Here is a 23571-nt window from a genome sequence, read left to right on the forward strand (position 1 = left end):
TACCTTATAACTCTTTTTAAAAAAATAAGTCAATAGATTTTGATGCTACTTTAGAATATTGTTTTCTTTAAGCCAATCATGAATAAGTAGAACAATATTAGTAAACTCATTTTCTGAGTTTAATGTTACTATGACATCTTTTTTCTCTTTTGCGTTCCAGGTGAGCTGTCTTTTTGCATATTGCCATGTGAGAGTTGATATACGCTCAAGCAATTCTGGGGGTGCTGAAAGAGAGTTAAATTTTTCTTTGAGAGGTTTTTTTTCAAGTATGAAATGAATGACTTCTTGGTACCCAATAGCTCGCATAGAATTAAAATTTATAAGTTCTTCTCCATACTTATCTATTAGAGAAATGACTTCTTGAATCCAATTTTGAGCAAATAATAGAGGTACTCTCTGTTTTATTTTTTCTTTTAAAATGGCCTCATTTGGTTCTAAATGAATGAGAAAAGAAGGAAATAAAGTACTTTGATCCCCTAAGTTTTGTGTTTTACTGCGCAATGAGGACATGGGTTTACCCAAAAGATAATAAAGTTCTAAGGCTCGTTCTATGCGTGTTTTGTCATTAGGATGCAGCTCACTTGCCCGAATAGGATCAACTTTTGCAAGTTCTGCATGGCAATAATTCCATCCATTAGCTTCTGCCATTAGTCGAATTTTTTCTCTGATTTTTTCGTTTCTACCTGGGAAATTGTCGAGGCCATGTAAAAATGCTCTCAAATATAATCCACTACCTCCCACACATAAAGGTATCTTTCCTTGTTTATACAAATCTTGGCATTGAGTATGAATTAATTTTGCATAAAGATTTGCATCCATTGCAGCATGGGGAGGAAGCAAGTCAAGACAATAATATTTGTACTTTTTTTGTTCTTCAGCAGAAGGCTTAGCGGTACCAGCTGTCACTTCACTATAAATTTGAAAAGCATCAAGATTTACAATAGCAAATTCTACATTTTTTTCTTTATAATGATCATAAATTCGATGGGCTAAAGCACTTTTTCCACTTGCAGTGGGTCCAACAATAATAACAGCCTTAAAATTAAGTTGTGAAGTTACGTTCTGAGAAACCACGAAGATACATCCTTGCTAGTAAATTTCCGAATAACAGGTCTGCCGTGTGGGCAATGGGAATAAAAATCTACATCACAAGCCCGTTGTAAAAGTCTTTGTACTAACTCAAAGTTCAAAGGATCTCCAGCACGAATTGCACTATGACAAGCCATAGTTGCAAATAAAAGATGAAAAACATCTTCATCTTTCAATTGGGACGGAATTAAATTTAATTCTTCCTGAATTCCAATAGTAAATTTAGAAATTTTTTCAAAAATAGGATAAGTTTCACCTTGAGGTAAACCATGAACTGCAACTATTCTTGTTATAATATCATCAAAAATATCTGGAATTTTTTGGATATTTAAAAAACTAGGAAAAGAATGTATTGCAATATGGCTATTTTTTAACTTCTCAATTTCAAATCCTAAAGACAATATTTTACTTTTATTTTCCATTATAATATCTGATAAAACTTCTTGTGATGGAATGATTATTGGGGCTAATAAATCTTGTCTTGGAGTTTTGCTTGCTTTATGATTTAATAAAATTTCCTCATATAAAATTCTTTCATGGAAAGCATGTTGATCGAGGAACCATAATTCTTTTTCAATTTCTAAAATAATATAACAATTATCAAATTGGCCTAAATAATTTGCATATGCGAATGGATTAAATTTTTGATTATAATTATAAGACTTCAAACATTCTTCATATTTAGGAGTCTCAATAGGACTATCTTCAATTATTGTTGTTTTGTTTTCAAATTCAGGCATTTTTAATTTAGCTACTTCACTCCCTTTATTTTGCGAATAATAACTAGGTTTTAAGGTATTACTTCCAACAGATATTTGAGATTTTTTTTCTGAATTTGAAATTTTAAATAGCGACGAAAAATTATTTGAATTAATTGAACCTATATCTTTCTCTAAAGGTTTTTTTTCTTTAATCCCATGTTTCAATTGATCTTGTACTGCTATAGAAATAAATTCTTGAATAGCTAAAGAATCATAAAAACGAATTTCTGTTTTTGAGGGATGAACATTTACATCAATCCAACTTGGATCTACAGTAACAAAAACAATAGCAGGTGCTACTAAACCTTTTAGAAGTAATCCTTGATATCCTTGTAAAATTCCTGAGCGAATAACTTTATCCTTCACATATCTACCGTTCACAAAAGTTATAAAATGGCTTGGGACACTTTTTCCAAGTTCTGGTTTTCCAACAAATCCTGTTATTTCAAATGAGCCTCTTTTAAATTCTAATTGAATAAAATTATTTTTTTCAACACCAATAATTTCAGAAAATCTTTCAAGTAGAGTTCTTTTTTGAATAAAATTTAAAACCTCTCTCCCATTATGCATTAATTTAAAAGCAACAGTTGGATTGCTAAAAGCCATTGCTGTTATGAAATCATGGATATGCGCAAATTCGGTTGCAGTAGATTTTAAAAACTTTAAACGTACTGGAACATTTTTAAATATTTCTTTTACTTGGACAATTGTTCCTTTTGTCATTGAAATATTTTTTATGGAATTTTTCTCTCCGTAATTTACAATTAATTCTGAACCATATTCTTGCTCAGCAGTTTTAGAGCGAAGCGAAAAGTTTGATACAGAAGCTATGCTTGGAAGTGCTTCACCGCGAAATCCAAAACTTGAAAGCTTTTCTAAATCTGAAAACTTATTTATTTTACTAGTAGCATGTCTTTCTAGTGCTAGTACTAATTGATTCGCAGGAATTCCCTTACCATCATCAGTAATTTTTATAAGTTGTTTTCCACCATCTAACAAATCAATTACAATATTTTTTGCTTGAGCATCAATAGAATTCTCTACTAGTTCTTTAACTGCATTATAGGGGCGTTCTACAACTTCGCCTGCTTTTATTTGGTTTATTAAATGCTCTGGAAGTTTTTTAATAGTATCAATATACAAACGTTATTCCTTTTTATTTTTAATTTTAGTTTTCAGAAGTAAATTATTTATTTATTTCTTTCATTGCAGTTGCAAGTTTTTTTATTATTTCAGGATCTGTTTGTTTACTAATTGAAAGATACCTATCTCCATTTATTTCTTTTACATGGAAAGATTTTTTTACTAAATAATTTAAATTTTCTTTTACATTTTTCTTCCAAATAAATTCAATATTTTCTGCACAAATAGCAAAATCACATTTTTTGGCGATTAAAGCATGAATTGCTTCGTTTTGATCTGAAAATCTAATTAAATTTGGGAAGTTTTTTTCCGTTAAATATTGATCTCTTATATCATTACGCACGACACATATGGAGTATTTTTTAGCTTCTTCAAGAGTTTTAATTTTAATAATATTTTCTGTTTTTTGATATAAATAGGTTTTTACATTAAATAAAACACCCACAAAGTTAAAATATTTTTCTCTTTCTGAGTTTTTAGCCATTGGAAAAACAAAATAATTTTTTTCTCGTTTTGCCATCTCATAACTTCTAGCCCACGGATAAACTTTTAAATTTTCTTTCAATTTAGCTTTTTTGAAAATTTTTCTTACTTTTTCTATTACTGGACCTTTTAATTGATCTCCATCAAGTTCGATAAGCCCCGGAAGCTCTTCTGTAAATCCAATTAATTCTTGTGCATAAATTATTTTGTAACTTAGAAAATTTAAGATTACTGCAAACAAAACAAGTTTTTTCATAAATTGCTCTCTTTTTATTCGTAAATCCAATTAGCATTAAGTTAAGATAGCACAGAAAAGTTAATAAAACTAATGTGTTTGTTTGATATGTTTTTTTGACATAATATATTCACTAATTGCTAAGAAAACAGTGGAAGCTATAAATGTTAGGTGAATAATGATTTGCCATTTAATTTTTTCAATGTCAGAAACTGAAATATCTATAAAAGAACGCAATAAATGTATACTTGAAATTCCTATTAAAGAACTTGCTAATTTAACTTTAATTGTTCCTGGATCGATATGATCTAGCCAATCTGGTTTATCATCATGGTTTTCAACATTTAATTTGCTAACAAATGTTGCATATCCGCCAATAATAACCATTGCAAGTAAATTTGCCACCATTGTGAAATCTACCAAAGAAAGAATACCAAGTAAGAGCTGAAGCTCAGTTGTAACTGTTGCTGAACCAATAATATGGACTAGTTCTTGAATAAATTTAATTGTATAAGCTATTTGTGCAATAATTAATCCAAAATAAAGTGGAGCTTGAAGCCATCTACTCGCAAAAATAATGTACTCTAAAGTTGTTTCAATTTTCAATTTTAAATTTTCTTTTTTTGGAGAAGACATAGGAATTCCTTCTAAAAAATTTAATTAAATTATAGAATATTTTGACAAATCCACTTTGCATAATAAGTAACAATCAAATTTGCACCAGCACGCTTCATAGCAAGCATAGTTTCATAGACTGCTGATTTTTCATCTATCAAATTATGGGAAGCTGCAAGTTTTAACAGAGAGTATTCACCACTTACTTGATAAATTGCTACAGGTACATCAACTTGTTGTTTTATTTTTGTAAGAATATCTAAATAAGGCAAGCCAGGTTTTACCATTATAATATCCGCACCTTCTTCTATATCTAATTTCGCTTCTTTAATTGCTTCAAGACAATTAGCTGGGTTTAATTGATAAGTTTTTTTATCCAATCCTCTTGCACCAGAAGCGACAGCCTCTCTAAAAGGACCATAAAATGCCGAAGCATATTTTGCACTATATGCAAGAATACTTGTATTAATGAAGCCTTCTTTGTCTAATGCATGTCGGATAGCTGCAATACGTCCATCCATCATATCGCTTGGACATACGAAATCAACTCCGGCTGCTGCGTAAGATAACGCTTGTTTACATAAAACATCTACAGTTTCATCATTTAAAACATAATTATTTTGATCAGTAATTCCATCATGACCATGTGTAGTAAAAGGATCTAAAGCAATATCAGCAAAAATTACTAAATTTGGGAATTGTTCCTTTATTTTTCTTATTGTATTTTGCATTAATCCATTACTATTATATGATTCTTTACCTTGCAAATCCTTTTTGTTTTTATCTATGACAGGAAATAGCATGATCCCTTTAATTCCTAATTGATTTATTTCTTCAATTTCAGATAGGATATCTTGATAAGGAATTCTAGAAATTCCAGGTAAACTTTGAATTTCAAATTTTGTTGTGCCTGGTTCAGAAACGAAAATAGGGTAAATTAAATCTTTTTTAGTTAATGTATTTTCTTCAACAAGATCTCTAATTTGTTGATTGAGTCTTAATCTACGTGGGCGAATTTGAGTATGCCCAATTTGTAAATCTTTTATACTTTGATAGCTAGACATTTTTGCTCCAATTGATTGCATTTGATGTCAAAGATTACTTCTCCATTGCTGAATTCGGGGAAGCAAGCTAAGTATCATCATTACAAGTTTATGAAGCAAGTCTTTTAGACTTCTTTCAGTAAGTTTTTTTTCTATCAACTTTGCAGTAAAAGATTCTCTAGGTTATATTTACAATTGCTTAGTGAGATTTAACATTTGATTGATCACTGAAAGTCCTTTGGAGAAGATGTATGCCACTTGTCCCTATCGTTGTTGAACAAACCAATCGTGGAGAACGCTCCTATGATGTATGGTCCCGCTTATTAAAAGACCGTATTGTTTTTTTAGGTACTCCTGTTTATGATGAAGTTGCTAATTTAATTGTTGCTCAGCTCCTTTTTTTAGAGTCACAGGATCCTGAAAAGGATATTAGTTTTTACATCAACAGTCCTGGTGGTAGTGTTACTGCTGGTCTAGCCATTTATGATGCCATGCAAGTTATTAGACCACAAGTTAGAACTTTTTGTGTAGGGCAGTGTGCTAGTATGGGGGCGTTGTTGCTAGCTGCTGGAGCTAAAGGAAAAAGATATGCTCTACCAAATAGTAGAGTTATGATTCACCAGCCACACGGTGGGGCTGGTGGACAAGCCACAGATATTGAAATTCAAGCGAAAGAAATTATTTCTTTAAAGAAACGCTTAAATCAAATTTTAGCAGCTCATACAGGTAAAAAGGTATCTGAAATAGAAGCGGACGCGGATAGAGATTTTTTTATGTCTGCCAGTGAAGCTAAGGAATATGGTTTAGTTGACGATATTTTATTGCCTAGATCTGACAGGATTGCTTTTACAGGCCTTTAATAAAGGTAGTTAATTTATATGATAAAGAATGGAATGAAATTTTCTTCAGGACGTGGCGGCTCGGGTGGAGCGCATGGATTGCATTGTAGTTTCTGCGGCAAAAGCCAAAGAGAAGTCAAAAAACTCATTGCCGGTCCTAACGTTTATATCTGTGATGAATGTATCGAGCTTTGTAATGAAATTATTGCTGAAGAAATGGAAAAGGACGATGCTACACAAATTGCTGAAGGCGTACCAAGTCCAAATGAAATTAAAAAGGTTCTTGATGAGTATGTGATTGGTCAAGAAAGGGCAAAAAAAGTTCTTTCTGTAGCTGTTCACAATCATTACAAACGGATTGAGCATGGAACAAGTGCTAACAAAGAAGATGTTGAACTTGCAAAAAGTAATATTTTATTGATAGGTCCTACAGGCTCAGGAAAAACTTTACTTGCACAAAGTATGGCCAGAATTTTACAAGTACCATTTACCATTGCAGATGCTACAAACCTTACAGAAGCAGGGTACGTTGGTGAAGATGTCGAGAACATTATTTTAAACCTTTTGCAAGCAGCCGAATTTGATGTTGAACAGGCACAAAAAGGGATAGCTTACGTAGATGAAATTGATAAAATTGCACGCAAAGGTGAAAATACTTCAATAACAAGAGATGTTTCTGGAGAAGGTGTGCAACAAGCCTTGCTCAAGTTATTGGAAGGAACTGTTGCAAATGTTCCTCCGCGTGGCGGAAGAAAGCATCCTCAACAAGAGTTTTTACAAGTTGATACCACAAATATTCTCTTTATTTGTGGTGGTGCTTTTGCTGGATTAGAGGAAATCATCCGAAATCGTATGGAACAAACAGCGATGGGTTTTGGTGCTGATATCAAAAATAAAGCTAAAATGACCGTTACGGATCTTTTTGCAAAAGTGCGTGTCGAGGACTTATTAAAGTTTGGTATGATTCCTGAATTTATGGGAAGACTTCCTGTTATTGTTACTTTAGCGGAATTAGATGAAGCAGCCCTTGTTCAGGTCTTAACACAACCTAAAAATTCAATAATTAAACAATTCCAAAAATTGTTTAGTTATGAAAGGGTTCAACTTGATTTTACTCCAGAAGCTTTAACAGCCGTAGCTCAAGAAGCCATCAAAAGAAAAACGGGAGCACGTGGCCTTAGAGCTATTCTAGAAGATGTCATGCTTGAGACTATGTTTGATATTCCGGGACAAAGAAATGTCAAGCAAGTTATTGTAACTCCCGAATGTATTAAAGAAGGAAAAGCACCAGATAGAGTATTTCTTTCTGAAGAAGAAGTTCAACAGCGTCAGGAGCAAAGATCTCGTTCACAATCCTCTGTGTCGCAGCCAGCTTCTACAACTGCTGCCAAAGCAAAATCTACTGCAAAAAAATAATTGAACATTTTTTTGCAGTGCGCATTTTTTTCCCGCAGAATTTTTTTAAATTCCTGCCATTTTTGCGACTCACATACTTTATTCAATTCTGTAAAAATAAATAATGAGCATAAAAAATTAAAAAGGATGTTGTTATAGAAGAGGTTCTTACTTCATGTCGCAAGGAATTGATAAAGTTGCTGACTGTCTTCCTTTGTTACCTTTAAAGGATATCGTTGTTTTTCCACAAATGATTCTTCCTGTATTTGTTTCAGAAGATATTTGTATGCGAGCAGTAGAAGCAGCTTGTGCAAAAGATAGATTTATTTTTTTATCTGCTTTTCGTTCCGAAGTAAACCGTGAACATGAAGCTTTTATTGAACTGAAAGTAACAACCCCCCCTCCTTTTGATGTTTATGATGTAGGAACAGTAGCAACAGTTATGCGAACAAGAAAATTACCTGATGGAAGAACAAAAGTTCTCATTCAGGGAGTATCTCGTGCTTATATTTTAGGTCTGAAACAATCAGAACCTTATCCTGTTGTCAGTATGAAACTGTTATTAGATAAAGAAACAAGCCAAGAAGGTGAAGCTTTATGTAGAGCAGTAAAAGAATTATTAGAAAAATTAGTTCCATTTGGGCGCTCTATATCACCTGATCTTTTAATGCTAATTGAAGATATAAATGATGTAGGAAGATTAGCTAATTTAATTGCAAGTAACTTAGGTCTAAAAATAGTAGAAGCTCAAAAAGTTTTAGCTACATCAGATCCATTTGAAAGACTAAGAAAAGTATATTCATTATTATTAAAAGAATTAGAATCCTATTCAAATAATAGTAGTAGAGGATACTCACATAGTCATAAAGAAGAAACTGTAAAAAATCAAAGAGAACAATATTTAAGAGAACAATTAAAAGCTCTAAAACATGAGTTAGGAGAGCTTGATGGTAAAGAAGAAATTGAAGATTTTCGTGAAAAAATAATAAAAAGCGGAATGACAAACGATGCACAAAATGAATGTTTAAAACAGGCGCGTCGTTTAGAAAGAATGAATCAAGACTCTAGTGAGGCAACTTTAACTCGTACATATTTAGAATGGATGATCGATCTTCCTTGGACAAAAATGAGTGATTCTAAAATTGAGATGTCGCATTGTAAACAAATTTTAGATGAAGATCACTATGGACTAGAAAAGATTAAAGACAGAATTCTTGAATATATTGCAGTAAAAAAATTAAATCCTGAATTAAAAGGGCCTATTTTATGTTTTGTTGGTCCACCAGGGGTAGGTAAGACAAGTCTTGGTCGGAGTATTGCAAGAGCATTAGGAAGAAAATTTGTCCGAATTAGTTTAGGTGGTGTTAGAGATGAAGCCGAAATAAGAGGGCATAGAAGAACATACGTTGGAGCCATGCCGGGAAGAATTATTCAAACTTTGAAATCTGTCGGAACTAGAAATCCAGTCATGATGCTAGATGAAATTGACAAATTAGGTGCAGATTATAAAGGTGACCCTGCTAGTGCTTTGCTTGAAGTTCTCGATCCGGAACAAAATCACTCTTTTTCTGATCATTATATTTCTGTTCCTTTTGACTTAAGCCAAATCATTTTTTTAGCTAATGCAAATAGGTTAGATACAATTCCAGCTGCACTAAGAGATCGCTTAGAAATTATAGAAGTTAGCGGTTATAGTGAAGAAGAAAAAGCAGAAATTACCAAACAATATATTATTCCAAAGGTTATTGGTCAAAATGGTTTAAATCCAGAATTAATTCAATTTCAAGATAATGCTGTTACATTAGTAATTAATTCTTATACTAGGGAATCTGGTTTACGTAGTTTAGAAAAGCATATAGCAACTATAACTAGAAAGTTAGCACGTTATATAGCAGAGAATGATGAAAAAGGAAAAGATAGAAAATCAGTAAAAGTAACAGCAAAAATGGCGAAGGAATTACTTGGTGAAGAACGGTACTTTAATGATGAGCATGATATTTACAAAAAAAGAAAAGGCGTTGGAGTTGGTCTTGCTTATACTCAAGCTGGCGGAGAAATTTTAGAATTAGAAGTAACTTTAATGAATGGAACTGGCAAACTTATTTTAACAGGCCAGCTAGGTGATGTTATGAAAGAATCTGCACAAACTGCATTAAGCTGTGTGCGTGGATTAGCAGATCAATTAAAAATTGAGACCGATAAGTTTACAAAATATGACATACACTTACACGTTCCAGCAGGTGCCATACCAAAAGATGGGCCCAGTGCTGGTATTGCTATAGCTGTTGCATTAGTTTCTGCCCTGACAAATCAATTTGTAAGACAAGATATTGCTGTGACTGGAGAAATAACTCTCCATGGGCGGGTATTACCAATTGGTGGTGTCAGAGAAAAATTACTGGCAGCATTAAGATCTGGAATTAAGGTTGTTTGCTTACCAGAAAAAAATAAAGGTTCTTTTTCAGAGCTTCCTTTAACCATACGCAGAAAAGTAGATGTCCGTTTTGTCAGTAAATTAGAAGATGTCTTAAAAGAATGTTTGGAAAATATTGGAGAACTTACAGAAACAAATACATTCGAAGAAAAATCTTCCCAAACAAGAACCGAAAGAAATATTTCAATGGGAGATGATTCTATTACTGAGGCGAGTGGTTAGATGTTTTAATAATATTATTTATATCGATCAATCTGATTTTCAGTTGAATTATATGGAGAAAAATGCTTCAAGCTCTCTATTTCTTTGACAAATAATTTAGGATTTATTGATAACTCATTTGAACCATTTTGATAGATAATTAATTTTTCAAGTTTTTTATTATTTTTAAATAAATCTATGGGTATTTCAGGAAAGTAATTGCTTGAAAAATTTAAGTTTCTTAAATTTTTGAGAGGAAAAAATAAATCTTCTGGGAATTTAGAAAATTTATTTATACTTAAATTCAAATTTTTTAATTTTCCATTTTCTGAGAAAATATCACTTTCTAAGAATTCAATATTATTAAAATGTAAATCTATTTCTTTAATATTCTTCAAATTTTTAAAAATATTTCTTGGTATAATTCTAATCTTATTAATAGAAAGAACCAATTCTTCTAAAAATAGATTGTTTTTAAATAAATTTTCTGGCAGAGAATCTATTTCCTTATTTTCATTAATACTAAAATATTTAAGAGAAATTAAATCTTCCAATAAATTTTCAGGTAGTGAATTTAACTTGTTATAGCCTAAATTTAAATATTTCAAATTTTTTAAGCCTTTAAAATCATTATAATCAACTTTTGTTAATCGATTTGAATGTAATGTTAATCCGAAAAGTTTATTTAGGTTTTTAAAAATATTTATTGGTAAGTAACTAATCTGATTTTCATTTAGATATAAATATTTTAAAGCAACAAATCCTGATATAGGACTAATATCAGTTATGTTTTGTTTAGTAAGATTTATTTCTTTAGTATTTAAATCTATCTCACAATTTTCACTTATTTTTCTCGCTGTTCTTGTCGCTTCTAAATTAGTATTTAAGTTGCACCACTTTTTGAATGAATAGTTTATTAGCAAATTAATTTTCTTATAAAATTTTCCATTCATTAATACATTGAATGAACAAGAATTAGCGGTATTTAAAAAGTTTGGTAATTGGGAAATATAAACATTTGAACTGTCTATAGAAAATACTATTTCATAACAGCCAAGATCTTGATGAGAGGATGTATCAAGGACTATAGTTGGATTGTTTTTTTTAATATCTGGAATTTCTATCTTATAAGTAGAAAGTAATAATGGCTCTTCATTAACTCCTCCAAGAGTTGGTTTGCCATTTATTTTAGCAATTTTAGCACTTTTATTGCCATCATTATCTTCAACTACATAAATGATTTCATTATCATCTGATATTTCTTTATGTTCATCTAAATTTAAGGATATCCCTTTTTTTGTATTTTCAACTCCATACGATAAATTGCTTAGGAAACAGAAAAAAGTTAAAAAATATTTTATTGAATTTGAAAACATTACGACCTCTTTTAGTTGTTCTAAAATGTTTTATTAATTTATAAAAATAAAAAAATCAAATTATTAATTAAACATATTTTACAGATATAAGTTTAAAATTATCGAAAAATTGTGTAAATTAAGAATTCAATAGAGAAAAAAAATGTGAACAATATCTGTCATTTTTAAATTAAATATTTTCTGCATAATTAATAAATAATTTTTTTCATAATTAATTAATAAATTCTCATGCGCTTAATTTCAGAAGATATAAAATTATAATAAGGATTTTTATATTACATAACTCACTACATTTTATGTTTATATAGATTTACGTAATTGATGAAATATGTTTTTTACCAAAAACCAGGTATGGTACCAGAAGGTGAATTTTTTGCTTTGCTGTTGCAAAACTGAATTATTTTACAAGAAGGATTTTTAGAATTTAAAGAAGAAATCCATTGTAATGATTCAACCAAATTTTTTCCAGCATACTCAAGTCTTTTTTTGTCAGGAAAAGTCAATTCAACTTGATTAAGGCACCAACAAGATGAATCTGATAATAATGTAGCTTGGGTTCCAAAAAGTTGTTTTTTTCCGGAGTACACAAGATATCTATCAATACCTAAAGTCATAAGTCGTTTTGCACTTTGATCTCCTAAGTCAACAGCATTTTTAGCCCATAAAAAAGTTTGAAAAAAATGATCTGGAACATTCCCATGTTGGAATACAAGTGCAGCATTTTTATAATCAGAAGAAGTTTGCAAACACCCTTCGCCAAAAATTTCTCCAACTCTTTTTCTGCGTTTTTCATCTCTTTGGAAAAGAGTTTCCCATTCTAGTTTTTCAGGATTATTCTTTCTATCTAATTGATCTTCCTCTACAATTTGCTGTAACTCTTCAGAACGTTTTTTTAATCTTTCTTGATCTTGTTTACAAGGGAGAATATCTTTTGAAAATGCGATACTACAAGAAAGTAAAAGAAAGAAGAGTAAATAAATTTTATATTTATAATACATGATAAAATCTTCTTACATATTATGTCGCAATTTTAATCAATACAAATTTTTATCTATAATAGCAAAAAAATTTGTATTGCTTTAATAAAGTTTCACTGAAATTTTTGCATAATATTAGATCTTTAACTGAAAGGTTATCTAAAAAAATAAATTTACGAGACTTAAAATTAATAAAAAATGTATTACTTACAATAAATATACACAAGTAAAAATAAATTTTAATAATTTATTGAAATTAATTAAAATTACAAATATATAAATTTATGCTTAATTACCAAAATTGAGCATTTTTAATTATTTGCTTAAATAAATGGAGTTATTTAATGTTTGCTAAAAAATTAAGCTTCACTCTGGCTTCCATAGTTATTACAACTTCTGCATATGCAGCAAGAAACTCATCTGATGTTCAAATAAATGCTGGTTATACAAACTATAGCGGTTTCTCTGATGGTGCATATGATAACAATTTTAATGGTGGAAATTTAGGAGTAACATACCTTTACACCCTATTTAACGATATGATTGCGCCAGTAGTGGGTGGTGGTTTAAATTCGCAATTAATGCGGTATTCTTTTTCAAATGGGAATACTTTAACTTTAAATTCCTACGAAGGAGTTATTAAAGTTGGTGCAAAATTTGAACTTGCAGATAACTTCAATATGTTTGCATTAGTGAATGCTGGTTACTCTTTTTATAATTATTTTGCTACTTCATATAATAAAGGTGATGAAAATCTTAAAAACACTTATAGCTTTGGTGCATCATTAATAGGAACTTATGACCTATCTGAATCCTTAAATGTTGGTTTAGGTTATACATATAACCGTAGGAATTTAAATGTTCAAAATACAAATTATAATAAAGATTTTCAATACAATGAGCATTCAGCAAATGTAATTGTAGGTTTTAACTTTTAATTAGTTAGAACAATTTCAATATTGCTAGGCTATTTCAAATATTGCCTAGCTTTTTTTTAAAGAGAATTTAAAATGAAAAAAATATTACTTACGCTAGCAGCTTCCTCAGTAATTACTATGGCATATGCCAAAGGAAACCCTTCAACATTAATGTTTCAAGGTGGATATTCTTCAATTGATAATTACAAAAATTCCGATGATAGCTCCGATAATCCAAATTTTCCGCAATTATCGGGTTGGAATATGGGAGCCATGTATATGGCTCCATTTATAGATAATAGCAATATTCATCCTGTTTTAGGAGGAGGTCTTTCCTATAATTATACAACGGGACATAAAAATAATGGTATCAATTCTTACGATTTGACACTGTCTTCATTAGATCTTGCAGGAACTGCAGGACTTAAATTTAATGTAAATGATAAATTTGACCTATATACTTTAGTTAATTTAAACGTTGCAGCTATAACTAAACAAAATGAATTTTATTCTTATGTATATACAGGAATTGTAAAAATTTATAGTGCAGGATCTTTTGGATTTAGTATCATTCCAACTTATAATATTGATGATAAATATAGCATTGGTTTTGGTTATTTCCTAGGAAAAAGAGTTTTTGTCAGAAAAGCAGATGGTGTTAGCGATAAAACATATACAGGTACAGAGCAGTCTTTTAATGTTGTTTTTGGAATCAATATATAAGTTAAATAATTATTTTAGTTGGCAAGTTTATAAAGTTTTAATTTTTCATCTTTTCCTTTAACACTAAATTCTCCAGCAAATTCTACCAGCTGTTTTTCTTCAGCATCAAATGATTTGAATGTGCTTTCAGAAATTAATAATTCAGTTTTAACTTCTTTGGTCATGCTTTCTATTCTTGAAGCGGTATTTACAGCATCGCCAATTACAGTTGCATTTAATCTTTTTTCTTCCCCAACAATGCCAATCACAACTTTACCTGTATTCAAACCAATTCCAATGTTTACTTCACCAAATATTGAATATTGATTTTCACTATTTTGTTGTTTAATTGCTGAAAGTATTTTTTGCGATGCCTTAAACGCCTGAAATGCTTCATTAGGAAACAAGGCCATTAAGCCATCTCCAATATATTTGTCAATAAATCCTCCATGTTCTTTTATAATAGGAGCAACTAGTTTTAAATAATCGTTGATAAATTCAAAATTTTCCTTTGGAGTTAAGCTTTCTGAAAGTTTAGTATATCCACGAATATCTGAAAATAAAATAGTCATTTCTTGTTCCAAAAAATCTCCTAATAAAATTTTACGAATATCATCTTTATTCAAAATATCAATAAACTCTTTTGGTACAAAGCGTTGGTAAGAAAGATTAGTTTCTTTTAAATTTTGTATCAAATTTTTAATTGAATTACGCATTATTTCAAAACTTTTTGCTAATTTAGATACTTCATCTGTACCATAACTTACAATCGGAACATCCAAATTACCAGCTGATAAGGTTGTTGCATTTTTTTCAAGTTTTTTTAGACCTTTGGTAATTCCCGCTGCTCCAAAAGATGATAAAATAACAGATAGTAAAAAAATTCCTAGGCCAAGAATTAAAATAAATATTTTAGAGGTATTAAATACATATTCATTTTCTTTATTAGAGATAGAAAGGAAAGCTGTTACGTTTTCATTTACTAAATTAGGTTTAAACTTAAATGCATGGTAGTAACCATTTTTTGAAGTCCAAGTTTTATCATTTTCTTTATTTTTTTCATTTTTTAAATGCCCAAATTCTTTTTTTATTATCTCAATCTCATTTTCGTCTTCAATTGAGCTTGATAGCATTTGAGATTCACTAAAAAAAGATATATCTACTCCGGTTATTTTTGCTATTTTTTGTAAATACTTTCTATCTAAATTAAAAGTAGTTGATAATATTCCGCATACTTTTTTATTTTCAGAGATTACAGGAGAAAGATGAATAATTTTTAAATTATTACTTGACATAAATTTAGAAGAATTTTTTCCATCTAAAGCTTGTTTAAAACTATCAAATAAAATTTTATTTTTGTTTTCAGAAAAGAAATTAATAAAGGTTTGGTTTCCACTTTCTCCTAAAGATATTGGATTTCCATCATTGTCATAACTATGTACATCTGATAATTCTAATTCTTCTTGAAATTTTTTTGCAATTTTTAAAACAGCTAAACTTTGTCTAGACTCAATTTCTTTAATAAATTGAGAAAAATTTGCAATGATGCGGCTATCGCCATCTAATTTTAAAAATTGAAAATCTAAAGAAGTATTTAACGTTTCTTTTGCAGAGTTTAAAATTTTAAAAGATGAATTTTTTAGTTGCAAAAATAATAACCAAGCACCAAATGTCAAACAAACCGTGGATACTAGCGCTGTTAATCCACACATCAGAAATAAAAAACGGTTTCGGATACTAAACATTTTTTCCTAATCCCTTATGGTATCTTAATATCATTCATGTTAATTCAATGCGTTGGAATGTGCTGGGTCTTCTTTTTCCTATTTGGATGAAAAATGCCTTCTAAAAGTGTTTTAGGTTGTTTGCTAAAGGGTATAATCTATGGAACCAAAGGTAAAAACTGGGGTATTGTTAGTGAATGTGGGAACTCCCGATGCTCCTGAAACAAAAGCTGTGCGGCGTTATTTAAAGGAATTTCTTTCTGACCCAAGGGTAATAGATATTCCTGCAGTGATACGTTTCTTTTTATTGCGTTGTATTATTTTGCCTTTCCGCAGCCCAAAATCAGCGCATGCTTATAAAAGCATTTGGTCAAAAGAGCACGGCTCACCTTTATTAATGCATTCTAGGCAACTAGGTATGGCAGTTGGGAAATTATTGGGTGATGATTATCAAGTAGAAGTTTCCATGCGATATCAAAATCCTTCTATTGATGAAGCAATTTCTAAATTGAATCATGCGGGTGTCAGTAAAATTATCGTTTTTCCTTTATTTCCACAGTATTCATCTGCTGCAACAGGAACTGTTTTTGAAAAAGTAAGCAAGGTCATTCATAAAATGTGGAATGTGCCACAAGTTGTATATATTCCCCCTTTCTTTGATGACCCGTTATTTATTGATAGTTTTTCAACAGTAGCAAAGAATTTCTTATCCGATTATTCTGCTGATTTTATTTTGTTTAGTTATCATGGATTACCTGAAAGACATGTTAAAAAGTCCGATTTAACAAAAGGAAAATACTGTTTAACAAAAGAAAATTGCTGTGATAAAATTGAAAAAGAAAACCAGTTTTGTTATAGAGCTCAATGTTTTGCTACTACGAGACTTCTAGCTAAAAAACTAAATTTGGCTCCACAAAATTACACAACTTCTTTTCAGTCAAGACTTGGGAAAGATCCTTGGATTAAACCTTACACAGATCTTATTTTGCAAGATTTAGCTGATAAAGGTTATAAAAAAATAGCTGTATTTTGCCCAGCTTTTGTAGCTGACTGTTTAGAAACCCTAGAAGAAATTCAAATGCGAGCTAAGGAACAGTGGTTAGGAATAGGTGGAGAAGATTTACGCCTTATACCTTCCTTAAATGCAGATTCTAACTGGGTGCAATCGGTAGCAAAAATGATTCAAAAATATGCTTAATTCATTGGAAAAATACTATGTCTGATAAACCTTTTGAAATTTCTTGGCCAGTTACTCCCACAGGAGATCAGCCACAGGCTATAGAAAAATTAGTTACAGGCCTAGCAACAGGACTTTCAGAACAAATATTACTTGGTGTAACTGGTTCTGGTAAAACATTTACAATTGCAAATGTTATTGCAAAAACCCAAAGGCCAACTTTAGTCATTGCGCATAATAAAACTTTAGCAGCACAATTATTCCAAGAATTTAAAGAACTTTTTCCAAATAATGCAGTTGAATATTTTATCAGTTACTACGACTACTACCAGCCTGAAGCCTACTTACCAAGCACAGATACTTTTATCGATAAGTCTGCTTCTATCAACGATAATATAGATAAAATGCGCCATAGTGCAACAAAAGCTTTATTTGAACGGCGTGACGTTATTATTGTCAGTTCTGTAAGTTGTATTTATGGTTTAGGAGCGCCCGATACCTATTTAAATTCAAGAATAGTTTTAAACTTAAATGCAGAATTTGCCAGAGATGATTTTATCCGTCAGCTGATATCTATTCAATATACTCGAAATGATATTTCATTAGAAAGAGGTAAATTTCGAGTAAGAGGAGATATAATTGAAGTTGTTCCTTCATCAGAAAATGAAAAAGCCGTACGCATTCAATTTTGGGGAGATAAGATAGAAAAGTTATCAACTATTGATGCTTTGAAAGGAACGGTAATAGAAAAAATTCAAAAAATAAATATCTATCCTGCTTCACACTACGTGTTAGAAAATGAAAAGATAGATGCGGTAATTTCACAAATTAGCCATGATTTACTTGAAAAAGTTGCTGAGTTTAAAAAGAATGGAAAGCACATTGAAGCACAACGTATAGAACAAAGAACATTACATGATTTAGAAATGATCCGGGAAATAGGGTACTGTCAGGGAATAGAAAATTATTCTCGTTACTTAGATGGACGAGAGCCTGGTAAACCACCTTCTACTTTATTAGATTATTTTCCAAAAGATTATTTATTGGTTATAGATGAAAGTCACGTAACAGTTCCGCAAATAGGCGGCATGTATCGTGGAGATAGAGCAAGAAAAGAAACATTAGTGCAATATGGATTTCGCTTACCAGCTGCACTAGATAATCGTCCCTTAAATTTTGACGAATTTAAAGATCGAATGGGTCAGACTATTTATGTTTCAGCAACTCCCGCTAAATATGAATTAGAACATGCAGGATCTGAGATTGTTGAACAGATTATTCGTCCTACTGGTTTAATTGACCCTCAAATTCTTGTTAAACCAGCTAAAGGGCAAATTGATGATCTTTTATTTGAAATTCAAAGTGTGATTGCAAAAAAAGAAAGAGTTTTAATTACTACATTAACTAAAAAAATGGCAGAAAATATCACTGCTTATTATGCAGAATTTGGTATAAAAATAAAATATCTTCATTCGGAAATTCAAAGCATTGAGCGAGTTGAGATATTACGAGATCTTCGATTAGGTATTTTTGATGTTCTCGTAGGAATTAATCTCTTACGTGAAGGGCTTGATTTACCCGAAGTTTCCTTAGTTGCTATTTTAGATGCAGATAAAGAAGGTTTTTTAAGAAGTAAAACAAGTTTAATTCAAACTGTTGGTAGAGCAGCAAGAAATGCTAATGGAAGAGTTATTTTATATGCTGATAAACAAACTGAAAGTATACAATATTGCATTGAAGAAACTTCTAGAAGAAGAGAAAAACAAGAAAAATTCAATACCGAAAATAATATAACACCTCAAACAGTATATAAAAAAATACCAGATGATTTAAAGAAAATATATAATCTTGACTATGGTGATGCATTTCAAGAAAAATTAATTCAGGCAATAGCAAATTTAGATGATGAAAATATTTTAAAAGACGCTAAAAAATTGGAAAAATATGTCCAAAAAATGCAAAAAGAAATGTTAAAAGCTTCGCAAAAAATGGATTTTGAATTAGCGGCTCAATTGAGGGATAAAATTTTTATATTAAAAGAGCAAATTCTTTTACTAACAGGTGAATCTTAAATGGAAGAAAATGAATACCAAAACTTTAAATTAACATTTTCTTGGAATGGTGAAAAATTTCATGGGTATCAACAACAACCAAATGTTTTTACAGTGCAAGAAGCAATTTCAAAAGCTTGGTTTATTTTAACTAAAGAAACTGTAACTTTAACTGGTTGTAGTCGTTTAGATGCTGGTGTTCATGCAAATTGCTTTGTCTTAAATTTTCAGTCACGAACAAAATATTCTTTGGATAGAATTTTGAAAGGTCTGAACGGAATTTTTCATTCACATTTACATTTGGATATTTCTTTGTATTCAGTGGAACATGTAGAAAGTGATTTTCATGCCAGATTTTCAGCAAATGGAAAACATTATAGATATTTAATTTGGAATGGATTTTCTGAACATGCTTTTTTAACGCGTAGATGTTGGCACGTACGTTCAAAATTAGATAAGTCTGAACTTTTTTTGCAATTCCAAAATTATGTTGGAGAGCATGATTTTTCTGCTTTTCGTGCTGTGGATTGTGGAGCTAAAAATACGCAAAAAAAAATCTATAAAATTCATACACAATTTCATCCTGTTTATCCTGAATGCATTATTATCGATATTTGGGGCGATGGTTTTTTGAAAAACATGATACGCAATATGGTAGGAACAGCGGTTGATATAGCAAGCAATAAATTACCAAAGAATACCATAACCGAAGGTTTTTTACATAAAAATAGAAACCAAATGGGAGTATGTGCGCCTGCATGGGGTCTAACCCTAATGCAAGTCTTTTATTCAGATATTGAACTAAATAGTAGTCTTAAAGCTCAAACCTTCTTCCCCTCTCCGTGTTAAAGACAATGTCTTTGTTGGTACTTTGTTACCTATTCTTTCTTTTCTAACTTAGCTAAAATGAATAAAAGTTAAATGAGGTTAAATTGACTCAGAGAAATATTCATAAAAAGAAAATAAAGGTATTAATCATTGATGATTCAATTTCAATGCGAAAATTTTTTAGTTCTCTTCTTAGCTTTGATCATCAAATTGAAGTAATTGCAACTGCACAGGATCCTTTTGAGGCTTTTAAAATAATTGAGCAAAAAAAGCCTGATGTGATTACTTTAGATTTGCATATGCCTAAAATGGATGGATTTACTTTTTTGCAAAAAATGATGCAACAATATCCCACTCCTACAATTATTATTAGTAGTTATGCAAAAGAAAATTCGGAAAACGCATTAAAAGCTTTAACTTATGGAGCCTTAGATATTTTTCCTAAGCAAGTCATTCAACCAGGTTCTAATGTTGAGGTAATAGCAAAAGAATTAATTCATAAAGTAAAGTTAGCAGCCAGAATATCACTCAAACCATTATTAAAAATTGAATCAATAGTTACAAAAAAACAACATATAAACCCTTTGCCAAGAAATCCAATTAATAAACAAGCAATTAAGCTAATAGCTATTGCAGCATCTACCGGTGGAACCGATGCTCTTAGAAAAATACTTTCACAATTGCCAGAAAATATTCCTAGTATTTTAATTGTCCAACATATGGCTAAAGAATTTTTACAAGGATTTGCCAATAATTTAAATAATGTTTGTCAATTTAAAGTAAAATTAGCTGAACAAAATGAAACCATTGAACCTGGAAAAGCATACTTAGCTCCTGGTGATTTGCATATGGAAATTCTACGCCAGCAACATAATTATATCATAAGATTAAAAGAAGGACCTCTTATTCAAGGAGTAAGACCATCTGCAAATCCTTTATTTTCCTCTGTTGCGAGAAATGTTGGAAAATATGCACTTGGAATAATACTTACTGGCATGGGGGCTGATGGTTCTGATGGTCTGCTGGAACTTAAAAAAGTAGGAAGTTTAACAATTGCACAAGATGAAGAAACTTCGGTTGTATTTGGAATGCCTAAAAAAGCTATTGCAAAAGGTGCTGTAGATTTAGTGTTACCTTTAAATACAATTGCTGAAAAAATTATTTCAGAATGCTCTGACTCATCGCAACAATTAGTATCTTAAATTGAAATACCAACTTGAATAACTCTGCGTATTTCATCAAAGGAACGGAGAGTATTAGGAGACGGATTTTTTATTGAATATGAAGTTTTTTCAAAAAAAGCACTCACTCTAAAAAAACCTATTTCTAATCCACCACCAATTTTAAATCCTGTTTGTTTGGCATATGATGATGGAAAAGCAGGCCAGTCATCATTGCTAAATAACCATGAGCCTTCTACTCTCAAGCTTTGGGCTAGATAAATAACAGTAGCAGCTTCCCAATTCCATTCCTCATAATATTGAGCAAGTAAGTCACGCTCTGTTTTTTTTAGATTTAAATATAAGGCGGAATCTTGCTGATTACGACCAAAAAAACGCAAGGAAGGACCATAAGAATCTATTCTACTTACTCCTCGTGCAACTTCTTCACGGTGTTCACCAAATGCACCTGGTACAATATTTGGGGTTGGGATTTTAAATATGCCTGAAATAAAATTGTTAAAGTAAATACTGCCCCCATAACCCACACCTTCCCATTGATTTCCATCACTTGTCAGTCCATTATACCAAAGGCCATAAACAAAAGGTTCCAAGCGAGGTGAATTTTTTCCGCTTCCATCGCTATAAAATCTTAATAAAAAGTCTGAATATTTTAATTTATTTTTTTCGGTAAAATAGGTGCTCATTGACCAGCGTTCGTTGTCACGTTCACTTTGGCGTATCCAATATTTTTGTGCAAAACTAAAGTTAGAGTTCAAAATGCACCCAAGGAACAAACAAAACAATCTCAGGTTGCTTTTTCTAAATTGAATTTTTTTCAAAGCAATTCTCCTTTTAAATGTTTGAAACCTTCCTATTAAAAAATAGCAATTCATTGCACAAAATCAAAGCTTATGACATACTCTGAACTTTGGGCATAAGGGTGATATTGACCATTTTATTTTATCATAACGGTGTAATCCCAATTTGTTTTTTAAATTTTCATAGGTGTAACAATGTCGACATTACTTTCTGGGCTGACTCAGATATCTGAAATTCATGCGGATAATATCCCTCCCTCACAGATTTCAATTGCAGGGTGGTTAAGGACTAAAAGAGGTTCTAAAAAATTTTCCTTTTTAGAGATTAATGATGGGACCTGTGCCAAGTCTTTGCAGGTTATTGTTGATGCAAATATATCAAATTATTCTGATATTGAAAAATTAACCACAGGTTGTTCAGTAAAAATCACAGGTAATTTAGTACTAAGCCCTGGAAAAGGGCAGAAATATGAATTGCAAGCTACTGCTGTTTCTATATATGGTTTTGCCGATCCAGAAACTTACCCTCTTCAGAAAAAAGAAATGACCTATGAATATCTCCGCGATAATGCACATATGCGTGTCAGAACATCTACATATTCAAGCGTCTTTCGCATCAGAAGCAGAATCAGTTTCGCAATTCATCAGTTCTTTACTCAACGCGGATTTTGTTATGTTCATACTCCACTACTAACCACGGCTGATGGAGAAGGGGCTGGCGAGTCTTTTAAAGTGACAAATTTCGATTTGGAAAAAGTGCCTAAGACAAAAGAAGGAAAAGTTGACTTTACGCAAGATTTTTTTGAAGAACCCACTATGCTTTGTGTTACAGGCCAATTAGAGGGCGAATTGCTCGCTATGGGTTTGAATCGTATATATACTTTTGGCCCCACTTTTCGCGCAGAAAATTCAAATACTTCAAGGCATTTAGCTGAGTTTTGGATGGTTGAACCTGAATTTGCCTTTGCTGATTTAGAAGATAATATGCAACTTGCACAAGATATGATTCGTTTTGTTGTAGCGGATGTATTAGAAAATTGTCATGATGATCTTGATGTTTGTATTCAAAAAACACAATTAGACACAAGAGAATATTTGCGCTTAGCTTTAGAAAAACCTTTTATTCGTGTTTCCTATACTGAAGCAATAGAAATTTTAAAGAGTTGTGGGAAAAATTTTGAACACCCAGTGTATTGGGGCTGTGACCTAAAAAGTGAGCATGAACGCTATCTATGTGAAGAACATTTTAAATCTCCAACGATTGTCTTTAATTATCCTGAAGAGTTAAAAGCTTTTTATATGTATTTAAATGATGATGGTAAAACAGTGCGGGCGATGGACGTCTTAATGCCTGGGATAGGTGAGGTTGTAGGTGGAAGCCAGCGTGAAGATAGAGAAAATATTTTAATTGAAAGAATGAAGGCAAAAGGAATAAATACTGAGCATATGGATTTTTATGTTTCCTTACGACGCTTTGGGTCTGTACCACATGCTGGTTTTGGGCTTGGACTTGAACGTTTAATTATGTGGGTAACAGGTATGAATAATATTAGGGATGTTATCCCCTTCCCAAGAACTCCAGGTAATTGTAAATATTAAC

The 23571-nt window shown here is 31.2% G+C and carries 19 protein-coding genes; 10 read left to right on the forward strand and 9 right to left on the reverse strand.

What is annotated here, in order from left to right:
- Positions 1-45: 45 nt before the first annotated feature.
- The 5 genes from miaA to hemB all read right to left on the reverse strand — a co-directional run bounded on the left by miaA (position 46) and on the right by hemB (position 5390).
- On the reverse strand, positions 46-1074 hold the full coding sequence (gene miaA, locus GOY08_RS04680) for a tRNA (adenosine(37)-N6)-dimethylallyltransferase MiaA (protein WP_158997612.1): 1029 nt from the start codon (positions 1072-1074) through the stop codon (positions 46-48).
- A complete protein-coding gene (gene mutL / locus GOY08_RS04685) occupies positions 1056-2993 on the reverse strand; it encodes a DNA mismatch repair endonuclease MutL (protein ID WP_158997614.1) in 1938 nt (645 codons plus the stop codon). The genes miaA and mutL overlap by 19 nt, the downstream gene beginning before the upstream one ends.
- Before the next feature lie 43 nt (positions 2994-3036).
- On the reverse strand, positions 3037-3732 hold the full coding sequence (locus tag GOY08_RS04690) for a substrate-binding periplasmic protein (protein WP_158997616.1): 696 nt from the start codon (positions 3730-3732) through the stop codon (positions 3037-3039).
- Positions 3733-3801: 69 nt separating this feature from the next.
- Entirely contained in the window at positions 3802-4347 is a 546-nt protein-coding gene (locus tag GOY08_RS04695) for a TIGR00645 family protein (RefSeq protein ID WP_158997618.1), read from the reverse strand.
- Positions 4348-4376: 29 nt separating this feature from the next.
- Complete coding sequence (gene hemB, locus GOY08_RS04700; RefSeq protein ID WP_158997620.1) at positions 4377-5390, reverse strand: porphobilinogen synthase; 1014 nt, start codon at positions 5388-5390, stop codon at positions 4377-4379.
- Between the two features lie 230 nt (positions 5391-5620).
- Between hemB and clpP the strand changes: the two genes are divergently transcribed.
- The 3 genes from clpP (at position 5621) to lon (ending at position 10259) form a co-directional block, all read left to right on the forward strand.
- On the forward strand, positions 5621-6229 hold the full coding sequence (clpP, locus tag GOY08_RS04705) for an ATP-dependent Clp endopeptidase proteolytic subunit ClpP (RefSeq protein WP_158997622.1): 609 nt from the start codon (positions 5621-5623) through the stop codon (positions 6227-6229).
- 18 nt (positions 6230-6247) lie between these two features.
- Positions 6248-7624: an ATP-dependent Clp protease ATP-binding subunit ClpX gene (clpX, locus tag GOY08_RS04710; RefSeq protein WP_328598598.1), complete on the forward strand. Its 1377-nt coding sequence runs from the start codon at positions 6248-6250 to the stop codon at positions 7622-7624.
- 154 nt (positions 7625-7778) lie between these two features.
- Positions 7779-10259, forward strand: coding sequence for an endopeptidase La (gene lon / locus GOY08_RS04715; protein WP_158997624.1), 2481 nt, complete (start codon positions 7779-7781; stop codon positions 10257-10259).
- Positions 10260-10273: 14 nt separating this feature from the next.
- Here lon and GOY08_RS04720 read toward each other — a convergent pair whose 3' ends face one another.
- Positions 10274-11614, reverse strand: a complete 1341-nt coding sequence (locus GOY08_RS04720; protein WP_158997626.1) for a leucine-rich repeat domain-containing protein — start codon at positions 11612-11614, stop codon at positions 10274-10276.
- Positions 11615-11949: 335 nt separating this feature from the next.
- The gene (locus tag GOY08_RS04725; RefSeq protein ID WP_158997628.1) at positions 11950-12612 is read right to left on the reverse strand and encodes a hypothetical protein; all 663 of its coding nucleotides are present in this window, start codon (positions 12610-12612) and stop codon (positions 11950-11952) included.
- 323 nt (positions 12613-12935) lie between these two features.
- On the opposite strand from GOY08_RS04725, the gene GOY08_RS04730 reads away from it, so the two are divergent.
- On the forward strand, positions 12936-13529 hold the full coding sequence (locus tag GOY08_RS04730; RefSeq protein WP_158997630.1) for an outer membrane beta-barrel protein: 594 nt from the start codon (positions 12936-12938) through the stop codon (positions 13527-13529).
- A 72-nt stretch (positions 13530-13601) separates the two neighbouring features.
- A complete protein-coding gene (locus GOY08_RS04735; protein ID WP_158997632.1) occupies positions 13602-14231 on the forward strand; it encodes an outer membrane beta-barrel protein in 630 nt (209 codons plus the stop codon).
- A gap of 14 nt (positions 14232-14245) precedes the next feature.
- Here the strand turns inward: GOY08_RS04735 and GOY08_RS04740 are convergent, their stop codons facing one another.
- Entirely contained in the window at positions 14246-15955 is a 1710-nt protein-coding gene (locus tag GOY08_RS04740; RefSeq protein ID WP_158997634.1) for an adenylate/guanylate cyclase domain-containing protein, read from the reverse strand.
- A 139-nt stretch (positions 15956-16094) separates the two neighbouring features.
- Here GOY08_RS04740 and hemH point away from each other — a divergent pair, with 139 nt between their 5' ends.
- The 4 genes from hemH (at position 16095) to GOY08_RS04760 (ending at position 21192) form a co-directional block, all read left to right on the forward strand.
- Positions 16095-17132 (forward strand): ferrochelatase, encoded by a 1038-nt coding sequence (hemH, locus tag GOY08_RS04745; protein WP_158997636.1) that lies wholly within the window; start codon positions 16095-16097, stop codon positions 17130-17132.
- Positions 17133-17149: 17 nt separating this feature from the next.
- A complete protein-coding gene (gene uvrB / locus GOY08_RS04750; RefSeq protein ID WP_158997638.1) occupies positions 17150-19183 on the forward strand; it encodes an excinuclease ABC subunit UvrB in 2034 nt (677 codons plus the stop codon).
- On the forward strand, positions 19184-20011 hold the full coding sequence (gene truA / locus GOY08_RS04755) for a tRNA pseudouridine(38-40) synthase TruA (protein ID WP_158997640.1): 828 nt from the start codon (positions 19184-19186) through the stop codon (positions 20009-20011).
- Positions 20012-20094: 83 nt separating this feature from the next.
- Positions 20095-21192, forward strand: coding sequence for a protein-glutamate methylesterase/protein-glutamine glutaminase (locus GOY08_RS04760; protein ID WP_158997641.1), 1098 nt, complete (start codon positions 20095-20097; stop codon positions 21190-21192).
- On the opposite strand, the gene GOY08_RS04765 is transcribed toward GOY08_RS04760, so the two are convergent.
- Positions 21189-21929 carry a hypothetical protein gene (locus GOY08_RS04765; protein WP_158997642.1) on the reverse strand — a complete coding sequence of 247 codons (741 nt, stop codon included), beginning with the start codon at positions 21927-21929 and terminating at the stop codon, positions 21189-21191. The two genes, GOY08_RS04760 and GOY08_RS04765, sit on opposite strands and share 4 nt — an antisense overlap.
- 237 nt (positions 21930-22166) lie before the next feature.
- On the opposite strand from GOY08_RS04765, the gene asnS reads away from it, so the two are divergent.
- On the forward strand, positions 22167-23570 hold the full coding sequence (asnS, locus tag GOY08_RS04770; protein WP_158997643.1) for an asparagine--tRNA ligase: 1404 nt from the start codon (positions 22167-22169) through the stop codon (positions 23568-23570).
- The last annotated feature ends 1 nt before the right edge of the window (position 23571 follow it).

The organism is Pigmentibacter ruber (genome assembly GCF_009792895.1).
GTDB classification, from domain to species: domain Bacteria; phylum Bdellovibrionota_B; class Oligoflexia; order Silvanigrellales; family Silvanigrellaceae; genus Silvanigrella; species Silvanigrella rubra.